Raw genomic sequence first — 19,475 nt, 5'->3', positions numbered from 1 at the left:
CGATGCACCTTGGAGCGATCCATGCTTCGGCGTCGTCCTCCGCGGTCGGCGAGCGCGGACGATCTGCTGACCACGCTCGGGCGGCTGACCGCCCAGGCGCGGGAAGGCGCCGAGAAGCAACGGGCGCGGGTGGAGCTGGCCGAGGCGCTGCAGCGCGAGATGCTGCCCACCCGGCTGCCGGAGGTGCCCGGACTGCGCGCCGCCGCCACCTACTCGCCCGCCCGGCACGGACTCGACATCGGCGGCGACTGGTACGACGGCTTCCCGCTGCCCGACGGATCGCTCGCCTTCTGCATCGGTGACGTACAGGGCCACGACGTGGAGGCGGCCGCCTTCATGGGGCAGATCCGCCTCGGGCTGCGGGCCGTCGCCGCGCACGCGGCCGACCCGGGAGAGGTGCTGAGCCGGGCCAACGACCTGCTGCTCTCCGTGGACTGCGGGCTCTTCGCGACCTGCACCTTCGTCCGCTTCGACCCGCTGACCTGGGAGTTGTCCAGCGCGCGGGCCGGCCATGTCCCCGGCATCTGGGCCACCACCGACGGCCGCTCGGGCGTCACCGACGATCCCGGGGGTCTGCCGCTGGGCATCTTGCCGGGGGAGCGCTACCCCGTCTCCCGCCGTCAGCTCGCCACGGCGGGCGCGTTTGTGCTGCTCACGGACGGGGTCGTCGAAGGGCCGTCGTTCCCGATAGAGGCCGGGCTCCAGCAGGTGACCCGTCTGGTCAGCGCCAACGCCGCCGGCGATCCGGCCACCGTGGCCGCCGCGGTGATGAGCGTGGCCGAGCTGACCGGGCACACCGACGACTCCGCCGTGATGGTGCTGCGCTTCGAGGGCGACCGGGCACAGCGCCGGGTGACGCGCGCGACGGGCGCGCGTGTCGTGGCCGCCGCCCCGCCGTCCGCATTGTCTGATGGCTGATGTGGTGCGCACCGAGGAACTCCGTCGACCCGCACCGGCAGTCCTGACGATCTGCGGCCTCGCCGCCGTCTACTACGCGTCCGCACAGGTCGGTCTGCTGGAACAGGTGGTGATCGCAGGAGCCAGGGTCACCCCGTTATGGCCGCCCACCGGCATCTCCCTGAGCTGTCTGCTCCTGCTGGGCCTGTGGACGTGGCCGGGCATCGCGATCGGCACGCTCCTGGTCGTCGCCTCGCTCAGCCCGCTCGACGCCGGGGTGCTGGGCGTCATGGCGGGCAACACCCTCGCCCCGGTGTGCGCCTGCCTGATGCTCCGCAAGGCGGGGTTCCGCGTCGCACTCGACCGGCTGCGCGACGGGGTGGCGCTGGTCGCCCTCGGTGCCTTCGCCGGGATGCTGATCAGCGCGACGCTGGGCAGCGGGACGCTGCTGCTCGCCGGTGACCTGCCGGCCGGCGGCTTCTGGCGGACCTGGGCGGCCTGGTGGGTGGGCGATGCAATGGGCGTCCTCGTCGTCACGCCGCTCCTGCTGGCCCTGCGTTCGGTCCGCTGGCCGGGAGCCGTCCCCGCGCTCCGCTGGGCCGAGGCGGCGGCCCTGCTCGCCTCGTCGGTCTTCGTCTCCCTCACGGCGGTGCACAGCGAGCTGTCGCTGCTGTTCCTGGTGTTTCCGCTGATCGTGTGGGCCGCCCTGCGCTTCCAGCTGGTGGGCGCGGCGCCCTGCGTGCTGCTGGTGTCCGTCCTGGCGATCCGGGCGGCGACCGCGCGCACCGGACCGTTCGAGGACCAGAGCCTGCTGGAGGCGATGATCAATCTGCAGGCGCTCAACGCGTCCGCGGCGCTCACCGCGCTGCTGCTCTCGGCGATCGTCTCCGAGCAGTACGCCATCCGGTGCAAGGTCGAGCAGGCCTGCCGGGAACTGGCCGAAGTGGTGGACCGGCTGGCACCGGGGGAGAGCCGGCGCCGCTGGCCACCGGACGACGGCCCCCGCTGACCGGCCCGGCGCGGCGGTGCGCTCAGCCGCGCAGCAGCTCCCCCAGGTCGTAGCTCACCGGCTCCTCCAGCTGGGCGTAGGTGCAGCTCGCCGGCGTGCGGTCCGGACGCCAGCGACGGAACTGGGCGGTATGCCGGAACCTGCTGCCCTCCATGTGGTCGTAGGCGACCTCGCACACCCGCTCCGGGCGCAGCGGCACCCACGACAGGTCCTTGCCGCCGCTCCAGCGGCTGGGCCCGCCCGGCATCCGCCGGGACGCATGCGCCGCCTCGTCCGTCCACGTACCCCAGGGATGCTCCGCGACCTCGTCCATCCGCAGCGGTGCCAGCTCCTCGACCAGCTTCTTCCGCCTGGCCATGGGGAACGAGGCGCACACCCCGACGTGCTGGAGCTCGCCCGCGTCGTCGTGCAGGCCCAGCAGCAGGGATCCCACCACCGGGCCGCTCTTGTGCACCCGGTAGCCCGCGACGACGCAGTCGGCGGTGCGGGCATGCTTGATCTTGAACATGGCGCGGTCGCCCGGCCGGTACGGCAGGTCGAGCGGCTTGGCGACCACCCCGTCCAGCCCCGCCCCCTCGAACTGGGTGAACCAGCGGTGCGCCAGCTCCCGGTCCGTCGTCGCGGGCGCCGTGTACACCGGTGGCCGGGCCGGCCGCAGCGCCTCGACCAGCGCTTCCCGGCGCGCCGCCTGCGGCTCGTCCAGCAGCGCCTGAGTCCCCAGGGCCAGCAGATCGAAGGCGACGAGGGAGGCCGGCGTCCGCGCGGCGAGCGTACGGACCCGGGAGTCGGCCGGGTGGATCCGCTCCAGCAGCTCCTCGAAGTGCAGCCGCCCGTCGTGGGCGATGACGATCTCGCCGTCGACGACACAGCGCGGCGGCAGCTCGGCCCGTACGGCCGCGACCACCTCGGGGAAGTAGCGGGTGAGCGGCTTGGTCGTACGGCTGGCGATCTCCACGTCCTCGCCGTCCCGGAAGACGATGACCCGGAAGCCGTCCCACTTGGCCTCGTACTGCATGCCGGCGGGGATCTCGGCCACCAGCTTCGCGAGCATGGGGGAGACCGGGGGCATGACGGGCAGGTCCATGGTCCCGATCCTGAGGGCTGGGGGCGCTCACCGCGCGCCGGGGCGTCCGGCGGGCGTCCGGCGGGCGTCCGGTGCCGCCGCCTTGCCGCCGCCTTCCGGCGCGCGGCCGGGCGGTGCGGAACCTAGCGTGGAGTCATGGCCGCAGGCGGAGCTGTCGAGCTGGACGTCGCGGGGCGCACGGTACGCGTGTCGAACCCCGGCAAGACGTACTACCCGGAGCGCGGCTTCACCAAGCTGGACGTCGCGCAGTACTACCTCGCCGTCGCGGACGGGGTGCTGCGGGGCCTGCGCGACCGGCCCACCACGATGCAGCGCTTTCCCGACGGCGTCGAGGGCGAGTTCTTCTACCAGAAGCGGGCGCCCAAGGGGCTGCCGGACTGGCTGCCCACCGCCCGTATCGCCTTCCCCAGCGGCCGGTTCGCCGACGAGATGTGCCCCACCGAGCCCGCCGCCGTGCTCTGGGCGGCCAATCTGGGGTGCCTGACCTTCCACCCGTGGCCCGTACGCCGCGCCGACACCGAGCACCCCGACGAGCTGCGGATCGACCTCGACCCGCAGCCCGGTACGGACTTCGCGGACGCCGTCCGGGTCGCCGGCGAACTGCGCGGGCTGCTGGCGGAACACGGGATGCGCGGCTGGCCCAAGACCTCCGGCGGCCGCGGTGTGCACGTCTACGTACCGATCCTGCCGCGCTGGACGTTCACCGAGGCCAGACGGGCCGCCATCACCGTCGCCCGGACGCTGGAGCGCCGGCTGCCGGACCTGGTGACCTCGGCCTGGTGGAAGGAGGAGCGCGGCGCGAAGGTCTTCGTCGACTACAACCAGATGGCCAGGGACCGGACCATCGCCTCGGCCTACTCGCTGCGGGCCCGGCCGCGCGCGACGGTCTCCACCCCGCTGCGCTGGGAGGAGCTGTCCGACGTCACGCCCGAGGACTTCGATCTGCGCACGGTCCCGCCGCGCTTCGCCGAACTCGGCGATGTGCACGCCGACATGGCCGACCACGCCTTCGGCCTCGAATCCCTGCTGGAACTCGCGGACCGGCTCGCGGCGGAGGAGGGACTGGGCGATCTGCCCTATCCCCCCGACCACCCGAAGATGCCCGGCGAACCGGCCCGGGTCCAGCCGAGCCGGGCCCGTAAGCACTGACCCGAACGGCCGTGGCCGCCGCACTCGCGCCACCGCCGCGCCCGCCTCGCCGTTCGCGCGCCGGCGAGGGCGGCGGGCACCCGTCCCGGCATGCGCGCACACCGTGCGGACGGCAGCATGCGCACGTGGTGAACGACAGGAACGCAGCGGACGCGGACGACGCGCACGTACCGCGCCGGCCGTCGGATGCGGACCGCACGTGAGCGGACCGGCGATCGACTACGAGGCGGTCTTCCAGGCGCTGCCGGGCGCGGTGCTGCTGCTCACCCCGCAGTTCGTGATCGCCGACGCCAATGCGGCGCTGCTGCACCGGGCCGGGCGCGAGCGCCGCCATGTCGTCGGCCGCCGGCTCTTCGACGTCTTCCCCGACAACCCCCACGATCCCGAGGCCACCGGGATGCGCAATCTGCGGACGTCCCTGGAGCGGGTGCTGGCCACCGGTGAGAGCGACACCATGGCGCTGCAGCGCTACGACGTCGAAGCGCCCGGCCGGCCGGGGGTGTTCGAGGAGCGGTACTGGAGCCCGGTCAACGCGCCCGTCCTGGACGCCGACGGACGGGTGCGGCTGATCGTGCACCGCGTCGAGGAGGTCACCGAGATCGTCCGGGCCGGGGCCAGGGCGGAAGGCGACCCGGAGCGGCTGGCCGCCGAGCTGTTCGCGCGGGCCCGGGAACTCCAGGAGGCCAACGACCGGCTGCGGGCCTCCCACGCCCGCGCGCGGCAGGTGGCGCTGACCCTTCAGGACGCGATGCTGCCGGCGCCCCGGCCCGTAGGACACCACCCGGCCGCGGTGCGCTACCGGCCCGCGGTCGGCGCGCTCAACGTCTGCGGCGACTGGTACGACCTGGCCGAACTGCCCGGGGACCGGATGGCGGTGGCGGTCGGCGACGTCGTCGGCCACGGGCTGGACGCCGCCTGTGTCATGGGCCAGCTCCGCAGCGCGCTGAGCGCCGCGACCCGGGTCGTCGGCGGTCCCGCGAAGGCGCTGGAGGTGCTCGGCATCTATGCCCGCTCCGTGGACGGCGCGGAGTCCACCACCGCGGTGGAGGCCATCGTCGACTGGGCCACCCACACCATCGCCTACAGCAGCGCGGGCCATCCACCGCCGGCGCTGCTGCACCTGGACGGCAGGGTGGAGCTGCTGGACCGGGCGACCGACCCGCCGCTGGGGGCGCGGCCCGAGCATGTGGCCCGCCCCGAGGCGAGCGTCGGCTTCACCGACGATGCCGTGCTGGTGCTGTACACGGACGGGCTGATCGAGCGCCGGGGCGAGGACATCGACGTCGGCCTGGCGCGGCTGGCCGAGTCCCTGACCCGGCACCGGGGCGCGGACGTCGAGGCGCTCGCCGATGCGCTGCTGGCGGAGCTGCTGCCGACCGGCGGGGCCACCGATGACACGGCCCTTGTCGTCATCCGCCTCTGACCAGGCCGTTCACCGGCCCGCTCGCCCCGAACAGCCGCCGCGTGTGGAGCAATTCCCGGGGCCGTTGGGGTGACTGTCCGCCGCGCCTGCGGGATTTGCGGCGCAACGCGGTACGCATCGAAATGTCAGATTTCCTGCCTAACGGGAGAACGCAATGCGCAAGTCTATAAGCCGTTCCGTGGCCGCCGCGGCGCTCGCCGCAGCAACCGTCGTCCCGCTCGCCGGCGTGGCCTCGGCTGCTCCTCAGACGTCGGCGGCGTCCTCGTATGGCCACGATCACCATGGCAAGAAGCACCATGGCAAGCACCACCACGGCTATGGCCACCACAAGGATCACCACAAGGACCACCACTTCGGCCTTCTGGGGTTGATCTTCGCCATCCTGGGCGGCCTGCTCTGACCGGGGGCAACACGTCGGGCCGCCGCAGCGCAACAGCTGCGGCGGCCCGACGCCGTCATGCCCCGGCGCCGTCCGCCCGCTCCGCCTGCTGACGGAGCCGCTTCTGCGGTCGGCGTCACGGACACATGGCCGCCGACCACGACGATCATGTCCTTGATCCGGTCGATGATGGTCAAGTAGCCCTCGTCGTCCAGGAATCCGATGTCCCCGGTGTGCTGCCAGCCGTCCCGCAGCACCCCGGCGGTCAGCTCGGGCCGCTTCCCGTACCCCTCCATGATCAGGCCGAAGGTCCGTATGGCGTCGGCTATCTGCGCCGGAGACGCCTGGCAGCCGCCGTACGTCAGCATCCGCAGGCTGGACGTGTCGGTGTCGCGCGCGGCCGGATGGCCCATCAGCTGGTAGAGCAGCGGCGGCAGCAGGAACATCTCGGTGATGCGCTCGCGAGTCGTCCGGCCCGGCCGGGCTCGCGTACGGTGCGTCGGACTGCCCGGCCGGTCGCGGAGTACGGCACGGCTGTTGCAAGGCCTGCGGCCATGACCGCAGGCCTTTCGGCGTACGGCGGCCGGCCCGTCGGTGCGGCCGCGAACCCCGGCCGGAATATTCGCACCGGATCTCGCCAACCCTGTCGCCCGCCCGGGAAGATCGACGGATAATGCTCCCTCGCGCACGGGGCGCCCATGCCCTGCGGCTCTCGCTCTCCCTGCAGGGCCGTCCCGTGCCGAGGGATGATGGAGGGCAGCGGAATCACGGCGAGAATCGGCCGATGTACGGAGAGCGCCACGGCTGTCGGTCAGCGGTGACCGGCGGAAGGAGTGCCTGGATGGGTGCGACCGACGCGTTCCCCGAGGGCGCCGCCCCGGTCAGGGCCGCACCAGGGCGGCCCGGTGGCCTGCTCGACGTGCTGGGCGTGGCCGCGGTGATGCTGGACGCGGACGGGCGGATCACCCTGTGGAGCCCGCAGGCCCAGGAGCTGTTCGGCTGGACCGCCGAGGAGGCGCTCGGCAGGCACGCCGCCCAGCTGCTGGTCGGGCCCGAGAACCTCGACCTGGTGCTGCGGCTGTTCTCCGAGGTCATGTCCGGCGGCGAAAGCTGGGCGGGGGTCTTCCCGGTCAGGCACAAGGACGGCAGTGACCGGCTCATCGAATTCCGCAATATGCGCCTGCAGGACGAGCGCGGCGAGTCCTATGCGCTGGGCATCGCCACCGACCAGGCCGTGCTGCGGCGCGTCGAACGGGATCTGGCGCTGTCGGTACGGCTGGTGGCCCAGTCGCCGATCGGGCTGGCGGTCCTGGACACGGAACTGCGCTTCGTGATGGTCAACCCCGCGCTGGAGCGCATCAACGACCTGCCCGCCGACCGGCACATAGGCCGCGACGTCCGCGAAGCGCTGTCCTTTCTGGACACCGACGTCATCGTCGCCCGGATGCGCGAGGTCCTGGAGACCGGCCGGCCGCTGCTCGACCAGTACACCGTCGGCCGCACCGCCGCCGACCCGAACGCCGACCAGGCCTGGTCGGTGTCGTACTACCGGCTGGAGGACGCCCACGGCCGGGTGCTCGGGCTGGCCACCTCCGTCGTCGACGTCTCCGAGCAGCACCGGGCCGCCACCGAGGCCGCCCGCGCCCGCCGCCGCCTCGCCGTCATCGCTGACGCCTCGGTGACCGTCGGCACCACCCTCGACGTCGACCAGACCGCCCACGAACTGGCCGACGTCATCGTGCCCGAACTCGCGGACATGGCCGCGGTCGACGTCCTCGACGCCGTGCTCGACGGCCGCCGCGCCACGCTGCCCAGCGGCGGCCGCCCCGCCCGCTTCCGGGCGCTCGCCGTGTCCGCCGCCTTCGCCACCGACGCCGTCCGCGCCGCCGACCCCACCGGCCAGATCGCCTCCTACGAGGCCGACCGGCTGATCACCCGCTGTGTGACCGAGGCCCGCCCGGTCCGCGTCGCGCGCGTGGCCGACGACGACCTGCGGCACATCGCGGCCGATCCCGAGGGCGCCGCCTTCCTCAAACAGGCCGGACTGCACTCCTATCTCGCGGTGCCGCTGATCGCCCGTGGCGAGGTGCTCGGCGCGCTGTCGCTCTACCGCGTGCGCAACCCCGAGCCGTTCGACGAGGACGACGCGGTGCTCGCCGTCGAACTGGCCGCCCGGGCGGCGGTGTGCATCGACAACGCCCGCTCGTACCAGAGCGAACGCCGCACCGCGCTCACCCTCCAGCGCCACCTGATGAACCACCGGCCGCCGCAGCCCACGGCCATGGAGATCGCCTACCGCTACCAGCCCGCCCAGGCGGCCAGAGAGGTCGGCGGCGACTGGTTCGACGCCATCCCCGTGGCCGGCGACAAGACCGCCCTGGTGGTCGGCGACGTCATGGGCAGCGGCATCAACGCCGCCGCCACCATGGGCCAGTTGCGCACCACCACCCGGGCGCTGGCCGACCTCGACCTCGACCCCGCCGAGGTGCTCCGCCACCTCGACCACATCGCCGGGGGCCTCGATCCCGCCTTCGCCACCTGCCTCTACGCCGTCTACGACCCGCACCGCAGCCTGTGCCGGATCGCCGTCGCCGGGCATCTGCCGCCCGTCCTGGTACGGCCGGGCCAGCCGCCCGAACTGCTCGATCTGCCCACCGGCGCCCCGCTCGGCGTCGGCGGCGTCCCCTTCGAGCAGACCACGGTCCCGCTGCGCGACGGCGACCGGCTGGTGCTCTACACCGACGGCCTGATCGAAACCCGCGACCAGGCCATCGACACCCGCCTGGACACCCTGCTCACGGTGCTCGCCGAGCCCGGACAGGACGATCTGGAGGGCCAGTGCGACCGCCTCCTGGGCACGCTGCGCAACGAGCACGGCCACGACGACGTCGCACTGCTCATCGCCCGGGTCCATGCGCCGGAGGAAGCGGAGCGGCCGTCCGCGGAGGAATCCGCAGCTCCCTGATCGTCCGCGAAATTCGCTTCCATGTGGCCGATAAAGCAGGGATACGCATAGCGAACCCGCCCCTGAGCTACGGATTTCGTTGTCTCACACTCTTAACAACATCTTGACGTGAGGTGAGTGCGGGGGTTTCATGCGGTCACCGAAGCGGCGCCCGTGGTCAACCGGGTCAGCACCCGCTTTGCGGCGTACTTCCGCGGAAGTGCCCTTCTTCTGCCGCCTGCACGATGGGATACGGATAACCGATATGCCCTACACCCCTGTTGCCTCCGCAGCTCCCGAGCGGGATACCCGTGGTGCGGCGGAAGGGAATTCCGCCGAGGCTCCCCGACTCACCCGGTCGATCGGCGTCGTCGGCGGCACCCTGCTGACGCTCTCCTGCCTGACCCCGGCCTCGTCGCTCTTCGTGATCGTGCCGGACTCGTTCGCCAGCCTGGGCACCGGCACCGCGCTCACCATCGCCATCGCGGGCCTGCTCTGCATCGGGGTGGCCTTCGCCTACTCCGAGCTCGGCACGCTGATCCCGAGCTCCGGCGGCGAGTACGCCATGGTCGGCACGCTCATGGGCCGTCTCGCGGGGTGGCTGGTCTTCATCCTCTCGCTGATCGTCGTGATGATCGTGCCGCCCATCATCGCCCTGGGCACCGCCGACTATCTGGCGCCGATCATCCAGCTGGATCCGCAGTACACCGCCGCCGCCGTGATGCTGCTGGCCACCGCCATGGGGCTGCTCGACCTGCGGGCCAACGCCTGGATCACCGGCATCTTCCTCGTACTGGAGGTGGTGGCCTGCGCGGTCGTCGCCTTCCTCGGCTTCAGCCACGCCCACCGCTCGCCGTCCGTGCTCGTCCAGCCCGTCATCGACGCCGGGCACGGACACACCACCGCCGTCACCGCCGGCCTCATCGTGACGGGCCTGGCCACCGCGCTCTTCATCCTGCAGGGCTTCTCCACCGCCGTGTACCTCGCCGAGGAGATCGACAACCCGCGCCGGAACGTCTCCCGCACCGTGCTGTGGACCCTCGGCATCGGCGCGGCCGTCGTCCTGGTCCCGGTGGTCGCCATCACGCTCGGCGCCCCCGACCTCAAGACCCTCGGCGCCGGTGACGTCGCGGGCATGGTGCAGGACTGGAGCAACTCCGGCATCGGCACCTTCGTCAGCCTCTGCATCGCCCTGGCGATCGTCAACGCGGCGATCGTGATGGTGATCCAGAACTCCCGGGTGGTCTTCTCCTCGGCCCGGGACGCGGCCTGGCCGGGCGCCGTCAACCGGATCTTCTCGCACGTGGGCCGGCGCTTCGGCTCGCCGTGGGCGGCCACCCTCGCCGTCGGCGTGCCCGGCGCCGCCCTGTGCTTCGTCAACCTCGACACCCTCAGCGAGGTCACCGGCGTGGCCGTCGCCGCGATGTACGTCTTCGTCGCGCTGGGCGCCCTGGTCTCCCGTCGCGGCGCGCACAAGCACCGCCCGGCCTGGCGCATGCCGCTGTGGCCGGCGGTCCCGGCGCTGCTGATCGTGGGGCTGGCCTGGGTGCTCTGCCAGCAGAGCACCAAGAGCCTGGTCATCACCGGCGTCATCGTCGCCGCGGCCGCGCTGTACTGGCTGTGCTACCTGCGCCCGCGGCAGGAGACGCACTGGGTGATCTCGGTGCCGGACGACGGACAGGCCCCGCAGGACGGACAGGCCCCTGGGGAGGGCAGCGCCACGGCCGCCGCGCCGTCGGCCTGACCGCCGCAGCCAGGCCGTACGCCCGCACCACCGCCGAAGCCCGCCCGGAGCAGCTCTCCGGGCGGGCTTCGTCTGTCGGGGGCCGCCGTGCGGCCGGCCGCTTGCGCTACTGCCCCGCGGGACGGGCGAGCGCCAGCGCGTCCAGCAGCAGGCATACGTGGTCGACGGCGTCCCGCCCCGCGGGGGAGTCGGCCGCCGGTGCGTCGTCGAGCAGCCCGGCGGTCATCCGCAGCAGCGTCAGCAGCCGCTCGCCGGTCCCGTCCGCCGGTTCCGCGTGCGCCAGGACGGACCGGATCTGCTCGCCCGTGAGGGGCAGACCGGTCTCGAGGAAGCGGAACAGCGCCACGGCGGTTCGCCGGTCGGCGTCGTGGGGCTTCCACAGCCCGAGCGCGTGGTGGTCGATGAGCCCGACCGCCTCGGCACGGATCTCCTCAGGAACATGCATGCCCACGAACGTCTCACACCGCCCCGCCGGCCCGGGCGGCGGCAAGACGAGGCCCCGCACGGCCCGTTCCCCGCTCCCGGTCCCCGGTGATGCGGGCTGACCAGGCACGTTGTCGTCGGCCCCGGGTCAGCCGACCGGCACACCTCTGCCCTGCAAGAGTTCAAACCTGTGGGGAGAGTTACATGCACGGTCCATAACCTGGGCGATTTGTTCCCGGTCGGATACCGGGCCGTGACCGGCGCTTTCGCCCCTTTCGTCAAGGACGTTCGCATATGTGCGGCAGTAAAACCTACCCGGGAGTCTTCCCGCCCTCTGGCGCCCGGCCCCGGATCACGGGACGATCCTCGAACAGCCCGTGAGGCCGCCGGCGCGACACGGGCCCGAGCGGCCGCTGCGCTCTGCAACGCGCAGTTAGCCCACCGTATGCGGGAGGTGTAGAAAGAGGACATGGCCGGACGCTACGGCCGCCCGCGTTCGGTTCTCAGGATGCGAACTGTCGCAGGTCAGGTCTTTCTCCTGCAGGTGGCGATCGTGGTGCTGCTGGTCGCCGCCGCCATGGCGGCGCTCGTGCTGCAGTCCCGGACCGACTCCGAACGCGAGGCCCGGCACAGATCGGTCGCCGTCGCCGAGTCCTTCGCCAACGCGCCCGGCACCGAGGCGGCGCTGCGGAGCCCCGATCCGACCGTCGTGCTGCAGGCGCGGGCGGAGGCCGCCCGCAAGCGCTCCGGCGTCGACTTCATCGTCGTGATGAACACCCAGGGCATCCGCTACACCCATCCGATCCCCAACCGGATCGGCAAGAAGTTCGTCGGCACGCTGAAGCCGGCGCTGGCCGGCAAAGTGGTCACCGAGAAGATCGTCGGCACCATCGGCCCGCTCGTCCAGGCCGTGGTGCCGGTCTTCGACGGCGACGGCAAGGTGGTCGGGCTGGTCTCGGCCGGCATCACCATCGAGAAGGTCAGCGGCGTCGTCGACGACCAGTTCCCGCTGCTGTTCGGCACCGCGGCCGGCATCCTCATCCTCACCACCGGCGGCACCGCACTCGTCAGCCGACGGCTGCGCCGCCAGACCCACGGCCTCGGCCCCGCCGAGATGACCCGGATGTACGAGCACCACGACGCGGTGCTGCACGCCGTACGCGAAGGCGTGATCATCGTCGGCGGCGACGGCAAGGTGCTGCTGGCCAACGACGAGGCGCGCCGGCTCCTCGATCTGCCGCCGGACGTCGAGGGCCGCCGGATCCCCGACCTCGGTCTCGACCCCGCCACCGCCCATCTGCTGGCCTCCGGCCGGGCCGTCACCGACGAGGTGCACCCGGTCGGCGAACGGCTGCTGGCCGTCAACCAGCGCTCGACGGCACAGGCCGGCGGCCCGCCCGGCAGCGTCACCACGCTGCGGGACACCACCGAGCTGCGGGCGCTGACCGGCCGGGCCGATGTGGCCCGCGGGCGCCTCAAGCTGCTCTACGACGCCGGAACCGAGATCGGCACCACCCTCGACGTGGTGCGCACCTGCGAGGAGCTGGCGGAGTTCGCCGCGGCCCGGTTCGCCGACATCGTCACCGTCGACCTGGCCGAGGACGTGCTGACCGGTGAGGAGCCGGCGGTCTCCGCCGGTGCGGGCAGCGGGATGCGGCGCACCGCGGCCACCGGCGTACCGCCGGACAGCGGCCTGTACGCCGTCGGCAGTCTGATCCGCTTCGACCCGACCGCCTCCGTCGGCGCCGGCATCACCAGCGGCGAACCGGTCCTCGAAGCCGACCTGACCGCTTTCTCCGGCTGGCATCTGCAGAACCCCCAGCGGGCCCGGAAGATCGTGGCATGCGGCATCCACTCGATGATCGCCGTGCCGCTGCGGGCCCGCGGCGCCCTCCTGGGCGTGGTGATGTTCTGGCGCTCGCAGGAGCCCGAGGCGTTCGAGGAGGAGGACCTCTCCCTCGCCGAGGAGTTGGTCGCCCGTGCCGGAGTGAGCATCGACAACGCGCGCCGCTACACCCGCGAGCACACCATGGCCGTCACCCTGCAGCGCAGCCTGCTGCCGCGCGCGCTGCCGGAACAGAACGCCGTCGAGGCCGCCTACCGCTATCTGCCCGCACAGGCCGGCCACAGCGGGCTCGGCGGGGTGGGCGGCGACTGGTTCGACATCATTCCGCTGCCCGGGGCCCGGGTGGCGCTGGTGGTCGGCGATGTCGTCGGGCACGGCCTGCACGCCGCGGCCACCATGGGCCGGCTGCGCACCGCGGTCCACAACTTCGCCAATCTGGACCTGCCGCCCGACGAGATCCTCTGGCACCTCGACGAGCTGGTCACCCGCATCGACCAGGACGAGGGGACCGAGGACCGCGAGGGGGCCGGGGTCACCGGCGCCACCTGCCTCTACGCCATCTACGACCCGGCGACCGGGAGCTGCACGATGGCCCGCGCAGGGCATGTCCCGCCCGTGGTGCTGCGGCCGGACGGCGGTGCCGAGACGGCCGAGGTGCCGGGCGGGCCGCCGCTCGGGCTCGGCGGTCTGCCCTTCGAGACCTGGCAGCGGGAACTGCCCGAAGGCAGCCGGCTGGTCCTGTTCACCGACGGGCTCGTCGAGGACCGCGACCGGGACCTCGACGAGGGGATGGCGCTGCTGCACCGCACCCTCGCCGGCCGCCCCCAGCGGACACCCGAGGAGACCTGTGAGGCGGCGCTCGGCGCGCTGCTGCCGGAGCGCCCCAGCGACGACATCGCGCTGCTGGTCGCCCGGACCCGGGTGCTGGACGCCGCCCATGTCGCCGACTGGGACGTGCCGCCCGACCCGTCGGCGGTGGCCCAGATAAGGGCCGCGGCGGTCCGCAAGCTGATCGAGTGGGGGCTGGCGGACGAAGCGTTCACCACCGAGCTCATCCTCAGCGAGCTGGTCACCAACTCCATCCGCTACGCCTCCGGTCCCATCCGGGTACGGCTGATCCGCGACACCGCCCTGATCTGCGAGGTCTCCGACCGCAGCAGCACCTCGCCGCATCTGCGGCAGGCCGCCACCACGGACGAGGGCGGCCGCGGGCTGTTCCTGATCGCCCAGCTCGCCGAGCGCTGGGGGACCCGTTACACCGCCGGGGGCAAGGTCATCTGGACGGAGCAGACGCTGGCCGGCGAGGCAGTGTTCGCGGCGGTGGCCGAGGGCGGGGATCCTTGAGGTGACGGCACGGCGCGCATCCGAAGGAGGCCGTGATGGACTACCCGCTGCTCAACGCATTCTGGACGATGTGCCTGATCTTCCTGTGGGTCATGTGGCTGTTCCTGCTGGTCAGGATCGTCGGAGACATCTTCCGCAGCCAGGACATGAACAACTGGGCCAAAACGGGGTGGCTCATCCTGGCGATCGTGCTGCCCTTCGTCGGCGTCTTCATCTATGTGATCGCGCGCGGCCACGGAATGACCGAACGCGAGATCGCGCAGGCCGAGCGGCAGCACAGGCAGGTGCAGGCCTACCTCCGGGAGACCGTCAGGACGGAGGAGCAGACCGCCCGGCACGCGGACTCCCTGGCCAAGCTCGCCGAGCTGAAGAACCACGGGGACATCACCGAGGAGGAGTTCCAGAAGGCCAAGGCCAAGGTGCTCGCCTGACGGCGTTTGCCCTACGGAGGATGCCTTCGGGACTCCGCTGCCGTCTCCACGGCTGTTAATCTCAAGTTGCGTGAATCGCGCAACTTGAGAGGCGGAGAGTGACGTGACCAGTGGGGAGCGCTCGGCCACCCGGCGCCGACGGGAGCGGATGGTGGAGCTGCTCGGTGCGGGCGACATCAGCGTGCACGACCTGGCGGCCGAGTTCGATGTCTCGCTGTCCACGGTCCGCCGCGATCTGGCCACGCTGGCGGCGCTCGGCCGGATCACCCGTACCTACGGCGGCGCGGTCGACCACCGCGCGGTGGAGCGGTCCCGGCACGACAAGGAGCGCGACCGGCGCACCGAGAAGGACGCCATCGCGCGCGCCGCGGCCGCACTGGTCCGCAGCGGCGACGTGGTGCTCCTCGACGCGGGCACCACCGTGGCGCGGCTGGCGCACGCGCTGCGCGACCGCACCGACGTCACCGTCGTCACCAACGGGCTTTCCTCGCTGGTCGAGTTGGCGGACGCGGCGGTGGAGGTCGTGGTGCTGGGCGGCCGGCTGCGGCGGCCCAACGAGTCGCTGCTGGGCACCCGTACGGAACAGGCGCTGCGCCGGCTCACCCCGGACGTCGCCTTCCTCGGTGTCGACGCGCTCGACCCCCGGCGCGGCATCAACTGCCCCGACCTCGAACAGGCCGCCCTGAAGGAGACGATGGCCGAGTGCGCCCGCGCCGCCTGGGTGCTCGCCGACCGCTCCAAGCTGAGCGGGGGAGCGGGCTTCCCCTACTGGGCGGTGACGCCGGCCGGCACGGGCCTGATCTCCGGGGGCGAGGAGCGGCGGCTGGCGGCGTTCGCGGACGCCGGATGGACGGTGCGGCCGGTGCACACCCCTTGACAGCGTGTGGGGCCGCTGGCCACCCTGAGTGCGCATATTGCGTGAACCGTGCAGCAAATGTTGCGCGGTTCAGTCACTTCGGGGGGAGGCCTCATGGCCCAGGTGCTCGTCATCGGAGACGACCTCACCGGAAGCAATGCGACCGGCGCGCTCTATGCGCGGCTGGGCCTGCGGGCCGTCACCGTCGGCGCGCTCAGCCAGGCCGAGCGCTACGCGGACCGGGTGGACGTCCTCGTCGTCAACACCGCCTCCCGCCACTGGACCCCTGACCGTGCCTACGCCGCCGTCCGCGCCGCCGCGGAGACGGCGGGCACCGCACCCCTGACCGTCAAGCGGGTCGACACCACCCTGCGCGGCAACCCCGGCAGCGAGCTCGACGCGGTGGTCGACGTCCTCACCGCCCGCGAGCCCTCGGCCCGGATCCGGACCCTGGCCGTCCCCGCCTTCCCCGACGCCGGCCGCAGCACGGTCGGCGGTCTGCACCTGGTCGACGGTGTGCCGCTGGCCCGGACGGCCGCCGCCCGCGACCCGTTCGACCCCGTACGGCACTCCCGGGTCGCGGACGTCCTGGGCGCACAGAGCCGGCGCACCACGGGCGAACTGGCGCTGGACGTGGTCGAGCGCGGCGTGGAGGCGGTGGCCGCGGCGCTGCGGGCGAGCCGAACCGAGATCACGGTCTGCGATGCCACCGAGAACGCCCATCTGCGCACGGTCGCGGCCGCCGCCGCCCGCCTCGCCGAGGAGGACGGCATCCGCTGGGTCGCGCTGGACTCCGGACCGTTCGGCGCCGCCCTCGCCGCCGAGCTGGGCCTGCGCCCCGAGAGCGGCCCCGCCGCCCGCGTCCTCGCCGTCGTCGGCAGCGTCACGGACCGCACCCGCACCCAACTCGCCCGTACGGAAACGGCGCTCGGCGCCCGCTGGGCCGGCCTCGACCCCGCCGACCCGGACCCCGAGCGGGTGCTCTCGGCCCTGCGGGCGGCGGCGCAGGAGGGCGCGACGGTGCTCGGCGTGCGGGTCGCCGCCGAGCCGCCGGCGGCCGCCCTCGGGGCGGGCGTCGCGGTACCCGATCCCAGGACCGCCGGGCGCATCCTGCGCTGTCTGGCCGAGGTGTCCCGGCGAGCGGTCGCCGAACTGAGCCCCGGCGGGCTGTACGCGTCGGGCGGCGATGTCGCCGCGGCCGTCACCTCGGCGCTGGGCGCCGACGGCTTCGCCATCGAGACCGAGGTACTGCCGCTGGCCATCGCCGGACATCTGGTCGGCGGCCCGCACGACGGACTGCTCTTCGCCACGAAGGGCGGACTGATCGGCGGCCCCGACGCCGCCCGCGACTGCCTGGAGCATCTGCGCGCGGCCTGCACCCGGCACACCCTCGGCCGCGCCTTGAGCGCCTCATGACCGCCACCGGACCCCGCACCGCCCACCGCACGCCCACTCGACGCCCCGCCCCGCCCCCGCGCGCCCAGGAACCCCGCAACCGCACCGTGAAAGGCGAGCCATGACCACCCCTCAGCCGCCGGCCGGCCACCGCTCCGCTTCCGGCCGCCCGTTGCCCGTCCTCGCCGTCACCCTCGGCGATCCCGTCGGCATCGGCCCCGAGATCACCGCCCGTACGCTCGCCGACCCGGCGACCGCCGCACTCGGCCGCGGCCTGGCCGTCGGCGACGCCGCCGCGCTACGCCGCGCCGTCGCCGTCTGCGGGCTGGACGTCGAGGTCAACGCGGTGGGCGCGGTCGGCGAGGCGCGGTTCGAGCCCGGGACCATCGACGTGCTCGACCTCGGCATCGCGCCCGGCGACCTCCCCTGGGGCACGGTCGACGCGGTCGCGGGCCGCTCCGCCGTGGCCGCGATCGAGGCGGCCACCCGCGCCGCGCTCGCCGGCGAGGTCGACGGCATCGTCACCTCGCCGATCAACAAGGAGGCCATCTGGGCCGCCGGTTCGCGGCACCTCGGCCACACCGAGATGCTCGGCGAGCTCACCGGTGCCGCACACTTCGACACCATGTTCGTGGTCCGCGGCCTCAAGATCTTCTTCACCACCCGCCATCTCGCGCTGCGCAAGGCCCTCGACCAGATCACCGAGGAGCGGGTCGCGGCCGCCATCCGGCACGCGGTCACCGCACTGCGCGTCTTCGGCCATGACGAGCCCCGGCTCGCGGTCGCCGCGATCAATCCGCACGGCGGCGAGGGCGGCCACTTCGGCGACGAGGAGATCACCGCTCTGCGCCCGGCGGTGGTGAAGGCGGCCGCCGAAGGCCTCGGCGTCGTAGGGCCGGTCCCCGCCGACTCGGTCTTCCACCAGGGCCTCGAAGGCCGCTTCGACGGCGTGCTCTCCCACTTCCACGACCAGGGCCACATCCCCGCCAAGACCGTCGACTTCGACGGCACGGTATCCGTCACCGTCGGCCTGCCGATCCTGCGGACCTCCGTCGACCACGGCACCGCGTTCGACATTGCGGGCAGCGGCCGCGCCTCGCACGGCACCATGGCCGCGGCCTTCCGCGCCGCCGCCGAATTCAGCGGCTGCACCGACCGGATCCGCGCCGCCTACGGAGCGGCAGCCGCCCGATGACGGAACCGACCGCGGGGGCCGCCCCCGCCCAGCGCTGGGTGTACGTCATCCCCGTCGCCGCCGTCATGTACATGCTGGCGTACCTCGACCGGAACAACGTCTCCGTCATCCTCCCGTACCTGCACGGCGACCTGGAGCTGTCCAACGCCGACAAGGGGCTGGTCGGCGGCGTCTTCTTCGTCGGCTATGTCTTCCTGCAGATCCCGGCCGCGATCCTCGCACAGCGCTGGAGCGCCCGTAAGACGGTGCTGCTGCTCATGCTGGCGTGGGGGCTGGCCGCCGCGCTGTCCGGCCTCGTGCAGACGAAGTCGCAGTTCTACGTGGCCCGTTTCGTGCTGGGTTTCTTCGAGGGCGGTGTCTGGCCCGCGGTCCTCATCCTGCTCGCCTCCTGGTTCCCGCTGCGCGAGCGGGCCCGCGCCAACGCGCTGTGGATGGCCTGCCTGCCGCTGTCCTCGGTCCTGATGGCTCCGCTGTCCGGCTGGATGCTCGACCACGCCAGCTGGCGCTGGGTCCTGGTGCTCCAGGGCCTGCCGCCCCTGCTGTGGGCGGTGGTCTGGTGGTTCACCGTCGCCGACCGGCCCGCGCAGGCCCGGTGGATCTCCCGCGCCGAGGCCGGCCACCTGGAGCGCGCGATCGCCGCCGACGAGGCCGCCAAGCCACCGGCGGGCGGCGGCTCGTACCTCGACGCGGTCACACAGCGGCCGGTCCTGGCGCTCATCGGCGTCTACTTCTTCTGGATCACCGGCTTCTACGGCTTCAACCTGTGGCTGCCGTCCGTCATCAAGGAGCTGACCCACGACGGATCGCCCACCGAGGTCGGGCTGCTCACCGCGATCCCCTTCACCGTCGCCCTGGCCGTCATGATCGCCAACGCCGCGTGGTCCGACCGCACCGGCAGACGACGGCAGGCGGTGGCCGTCCCCCTCCTCGTGGGCATCGCGGCCCTGCTGCTGGGCCAGGCGGTGGACGGTGCGCTGCCCAGGATGCTGCTGCTGTGCCTGACGGCCGCCGCGGTCTACGCCCCGTACGGCCCCTTCTGGGCGATCCCCGGCGAGCTGCTCCGCCTTGACGTGGTGGCCGTCGCCATGGGCCTGATCAACGCCCTGGGGAACCTCGGCGGATTCGCCGGCCCCTATCTGGTCGGCTGGCTGACCGACACCACGGGCTCCAGTGTGACCGGTTTCGCCGTACTGTCCGCCTTCCTCGCCGTGGCCGTGGCGCTGGTGACCTTCGGTCTGCCGCAGCGGCGACCGGCGGTGAACAGAGCGCCGACCGCGGTGTCTTACTCCGACTCGCCCAATTAACGAGGAGTCAGGTTTTGCGGGAAGCGGCGAAGGTGATCCCTGAGAGGGTCTA

The 19,475-nt window shown here is 72.8% G+C and carries 15 protein-coding genes and 1 pseudogene; 13 read left to right on the top strand and 3 right to left on the bottom strand.

The features are described from left to right. The first annotated feature begins 21 nt into the window (after positions 1-21). Both ACWD6P_RS18885 and ACWD6P_RS18880 read left to right on the top strand, forming a co-directional pair. On the top strand, positions 22-918 hold the full coding sequence (locus tag ACWD6P_RS18885) for a PP2C family protein-serine/threonine phosphatase (protein WP_451445237.1): 897 nt from the start codon (positions 22-24) through the stop codon (positions 916-918). Position 919: 1 nt separating this feature from the next. Further along, positions 920-1,906 (top strand): MASE1 domain-containing protein, encoded by a 987-nt coding sequence (locus ACWD6P_RS18880; RefSeq protein ID WP_451445262.1) that lies wholly within the window; start codon positions 920-922, stop codon positions 1,904-1,906. Positions 1,907-1,928: 22 nt separating this feature from the next. Here the strand turns inward: ACWD6P_RS18880 and ACWD6P_RS18875 are convergent, their stop codons facing one another. Then, positions 1,929-2,990, bottom strand: a complete 1,062-nt coding sequence (locus tag ACWD6P_RS18875) for an ATP-dependent DNA ligase (protein ID WP_451445236.1) — start codon at positions 2,988-2,990, stop codon at positions 1,929-1,931. Positions 2,991-3,125: 135 nt separating this feature from the next. On the opposite strand from ACWD6P_RS18875, the gene ligD reads away from it, so the two are divergent. The 3 genes from ligD to ACWD6P_RS18860 all read left to right on the top strand — a co-directional run bounded on the left by ligD (position 3,126) and on the right by ACWD6P_RS18860 (position 5,962). Further along, positions 3,126-4,139, top strand: a complete 1,014-nt coding sequence (gene ligD / locus ACWD6P_RS18870) for a non-homologous end-joining DNA ligase (RefSeq protein ID WP_451445235.1) — start codon at positions 3,126-3,128, stop codon at positions 4,137-4,139. Between the two features lie 199 nt (positions 4,140-4,338). Further along, positions 4,339-5,562: a PP2C family protein-serine/threonine phosphatase gene (locus ACWD6P_RS18865; protein WP_451445234.1), complete on the top strand. Its 1,224-nt coding sequence runs from the start codon at positions 4,339-4,341 to the stop codon at positions 5,560-5,562. Positions 5,563-5,716: 154 nt separating this feature from the next. Next, positions 5,717-5,962 carry a hypothetical protein gene (locus ACWD6P_RS18860; protein WP_451445233.1) on the top strand — a complete coding sequence of 82 codons (246 nt, stop codon included), beginning with the start codon at positions 5,717-5,719 and terminating at the stop codon, positions 5,960-5,962. Between the two features lie 113 nt (positions 5,963-6,075). Here the strand turns inward: ACWD6P_RS18860 and ACWD6P_RS18855 are convergent. Continuing rightward, a pseudogene (locus ACWD6P_RS18855) lies at positions 6,076-6,405 on the bottom strand (AMP-binding protein); the annotation flags it as partial. Positions 6,406-6,782: 377 nt separating this feature from the next. Here ACWD6P_RS18855 and ACWD6P_RS18850 point away from each other — a divergent pair. Together ACWD6P_RS18850 and ACWD6P_RS18845 are read left to right on the top strand one after the other, a co-directional pair. Beyond that, a complete protein-coding gene (locus ACWD6P_RS18850; RefSeq protein WP_451445232.1) occupies positions 6,783-8,906 on the top strand; it encodes a SpoIIE family protein phosphatase in 2,124 nt (707 codons plus the stop codon). A gap of 244 nt (positions 8,907-9,150) precedes the next feature. Beyond that, positions 9,151-10,629, top strand: a complete 1,479-nt coding sequence (locus tag ACWD6P_RS18845; RefSeq protein ID WP_451445231.1) for an APC family permease — start codon at positions 9,151-9,153, stop codon at positions 10,627-10,629. Positions 10,630-10,735: 106 nt separating this feature from the next. Here the strand turns inward: ACWD6P_RS18845 and ACWD6P_RS18840 are convergent, their stop codons facing one another. Further along, a complete protein-coding gene (locus ACWD6P_RS18840) occupies positions 10,736-11,074 on the bottom strand; it encodes a hypothetical protein (protein WP_451445230.1) in 339 nt (112 codons plus the stop codon). Between the two features lie 447 nt (positions 11,075-11,521). Here ACWD6P_RS18840 and ACWD6P_RS18835 point away from each other — a divergent pair, with 447 nt between their 5' ends. The 6 genes from ACWD6P_RS18835 (at position 11,522) to ACWD6P_RS18810 (ending at position 19,423) form a co-directional block, all read left to right on the top strand. Next, complete coding sequence (locus ACWD6P_RS18835) at positions 11,522-14,242, top strand: SpoIIE family protein phosphatase (protein WP_451445229.1); 2,721 nt, start codon at positions 11,522-11,524, stop codon at positions 14,240-14,242. 35 nt (positions 14,243-14,277) lie between these two features. After that, complete coding sequence (locus ACWD6P_RS18830; protein ID WP_451445228.1) at positions 14,278-14,673, top strand: SHOCT domain-containing protein; 396 nt, start codon at positions 14,278-14,280, stop codon at positions 14,671-14,673. Between the two features lie 103 nt (positions 14,674-14,776). Beyond that, positions 14,777-15,550, top strand: coding sequence for a DeoR/GlpR family DNA-binding transcription regulator (locus tag ACWD6P_RS18825; protein ID WP_451445227.1), 774 nt, complete (start codon positions 14,777-14,779; stop codon positions 15,548-15,550). A gap of 93 nt (positions 15,551-15,643) precedes the next feature. Then, entirely contained in the window at positions 15,644-16,945 is a 1,302-nt protein-coding gene (locus ACWD6P_RS18820; RefSeq protein WP_451445226.1) for a four-carbon acid sugar kinase family protein, read from the top strand. Positions 16,946-17,045: 100 nt separating this feature from the next. Then, positions 17,046-18,119: a 4-hydroxythreonine-4-phosphate dehydrogenase PdxA gene (gene pdxA, locus ACWD6P_RS18815; RefSeq protein ID WP_451445225.1), complete on the top strand. Its 1,074-nt coding sequence runs from the start codon at positions 17,046-17,048 to the stop codon at positions 18,117-18,119. Beyond that, positions 18,116-19,423, top strand: coding sequence for an MFS transporter (locus ACWD6P_RS18810; RefSeq protein WP_451445224.1), 1,308 nt, complete (start codon positions 18,116-18,118; stop codon positions 19,421-19,423). The genes pdxA and ACWD6P_RS18810 overlap by 4 nt, the downstream gene beginning before the upstream one ends. The last annotated feature ends 52 nt before the right edge of the window (positions 19,424-19,475 follow it).

Source organism: Streptomyces sp. NPDC002446, from assembly GCF_053595675.1.
The sequence above is the reverse complement of the archived record's forward strand: the minus strand, read 5'-3'. Positions and strand labels throughout refer to the sequence as shown.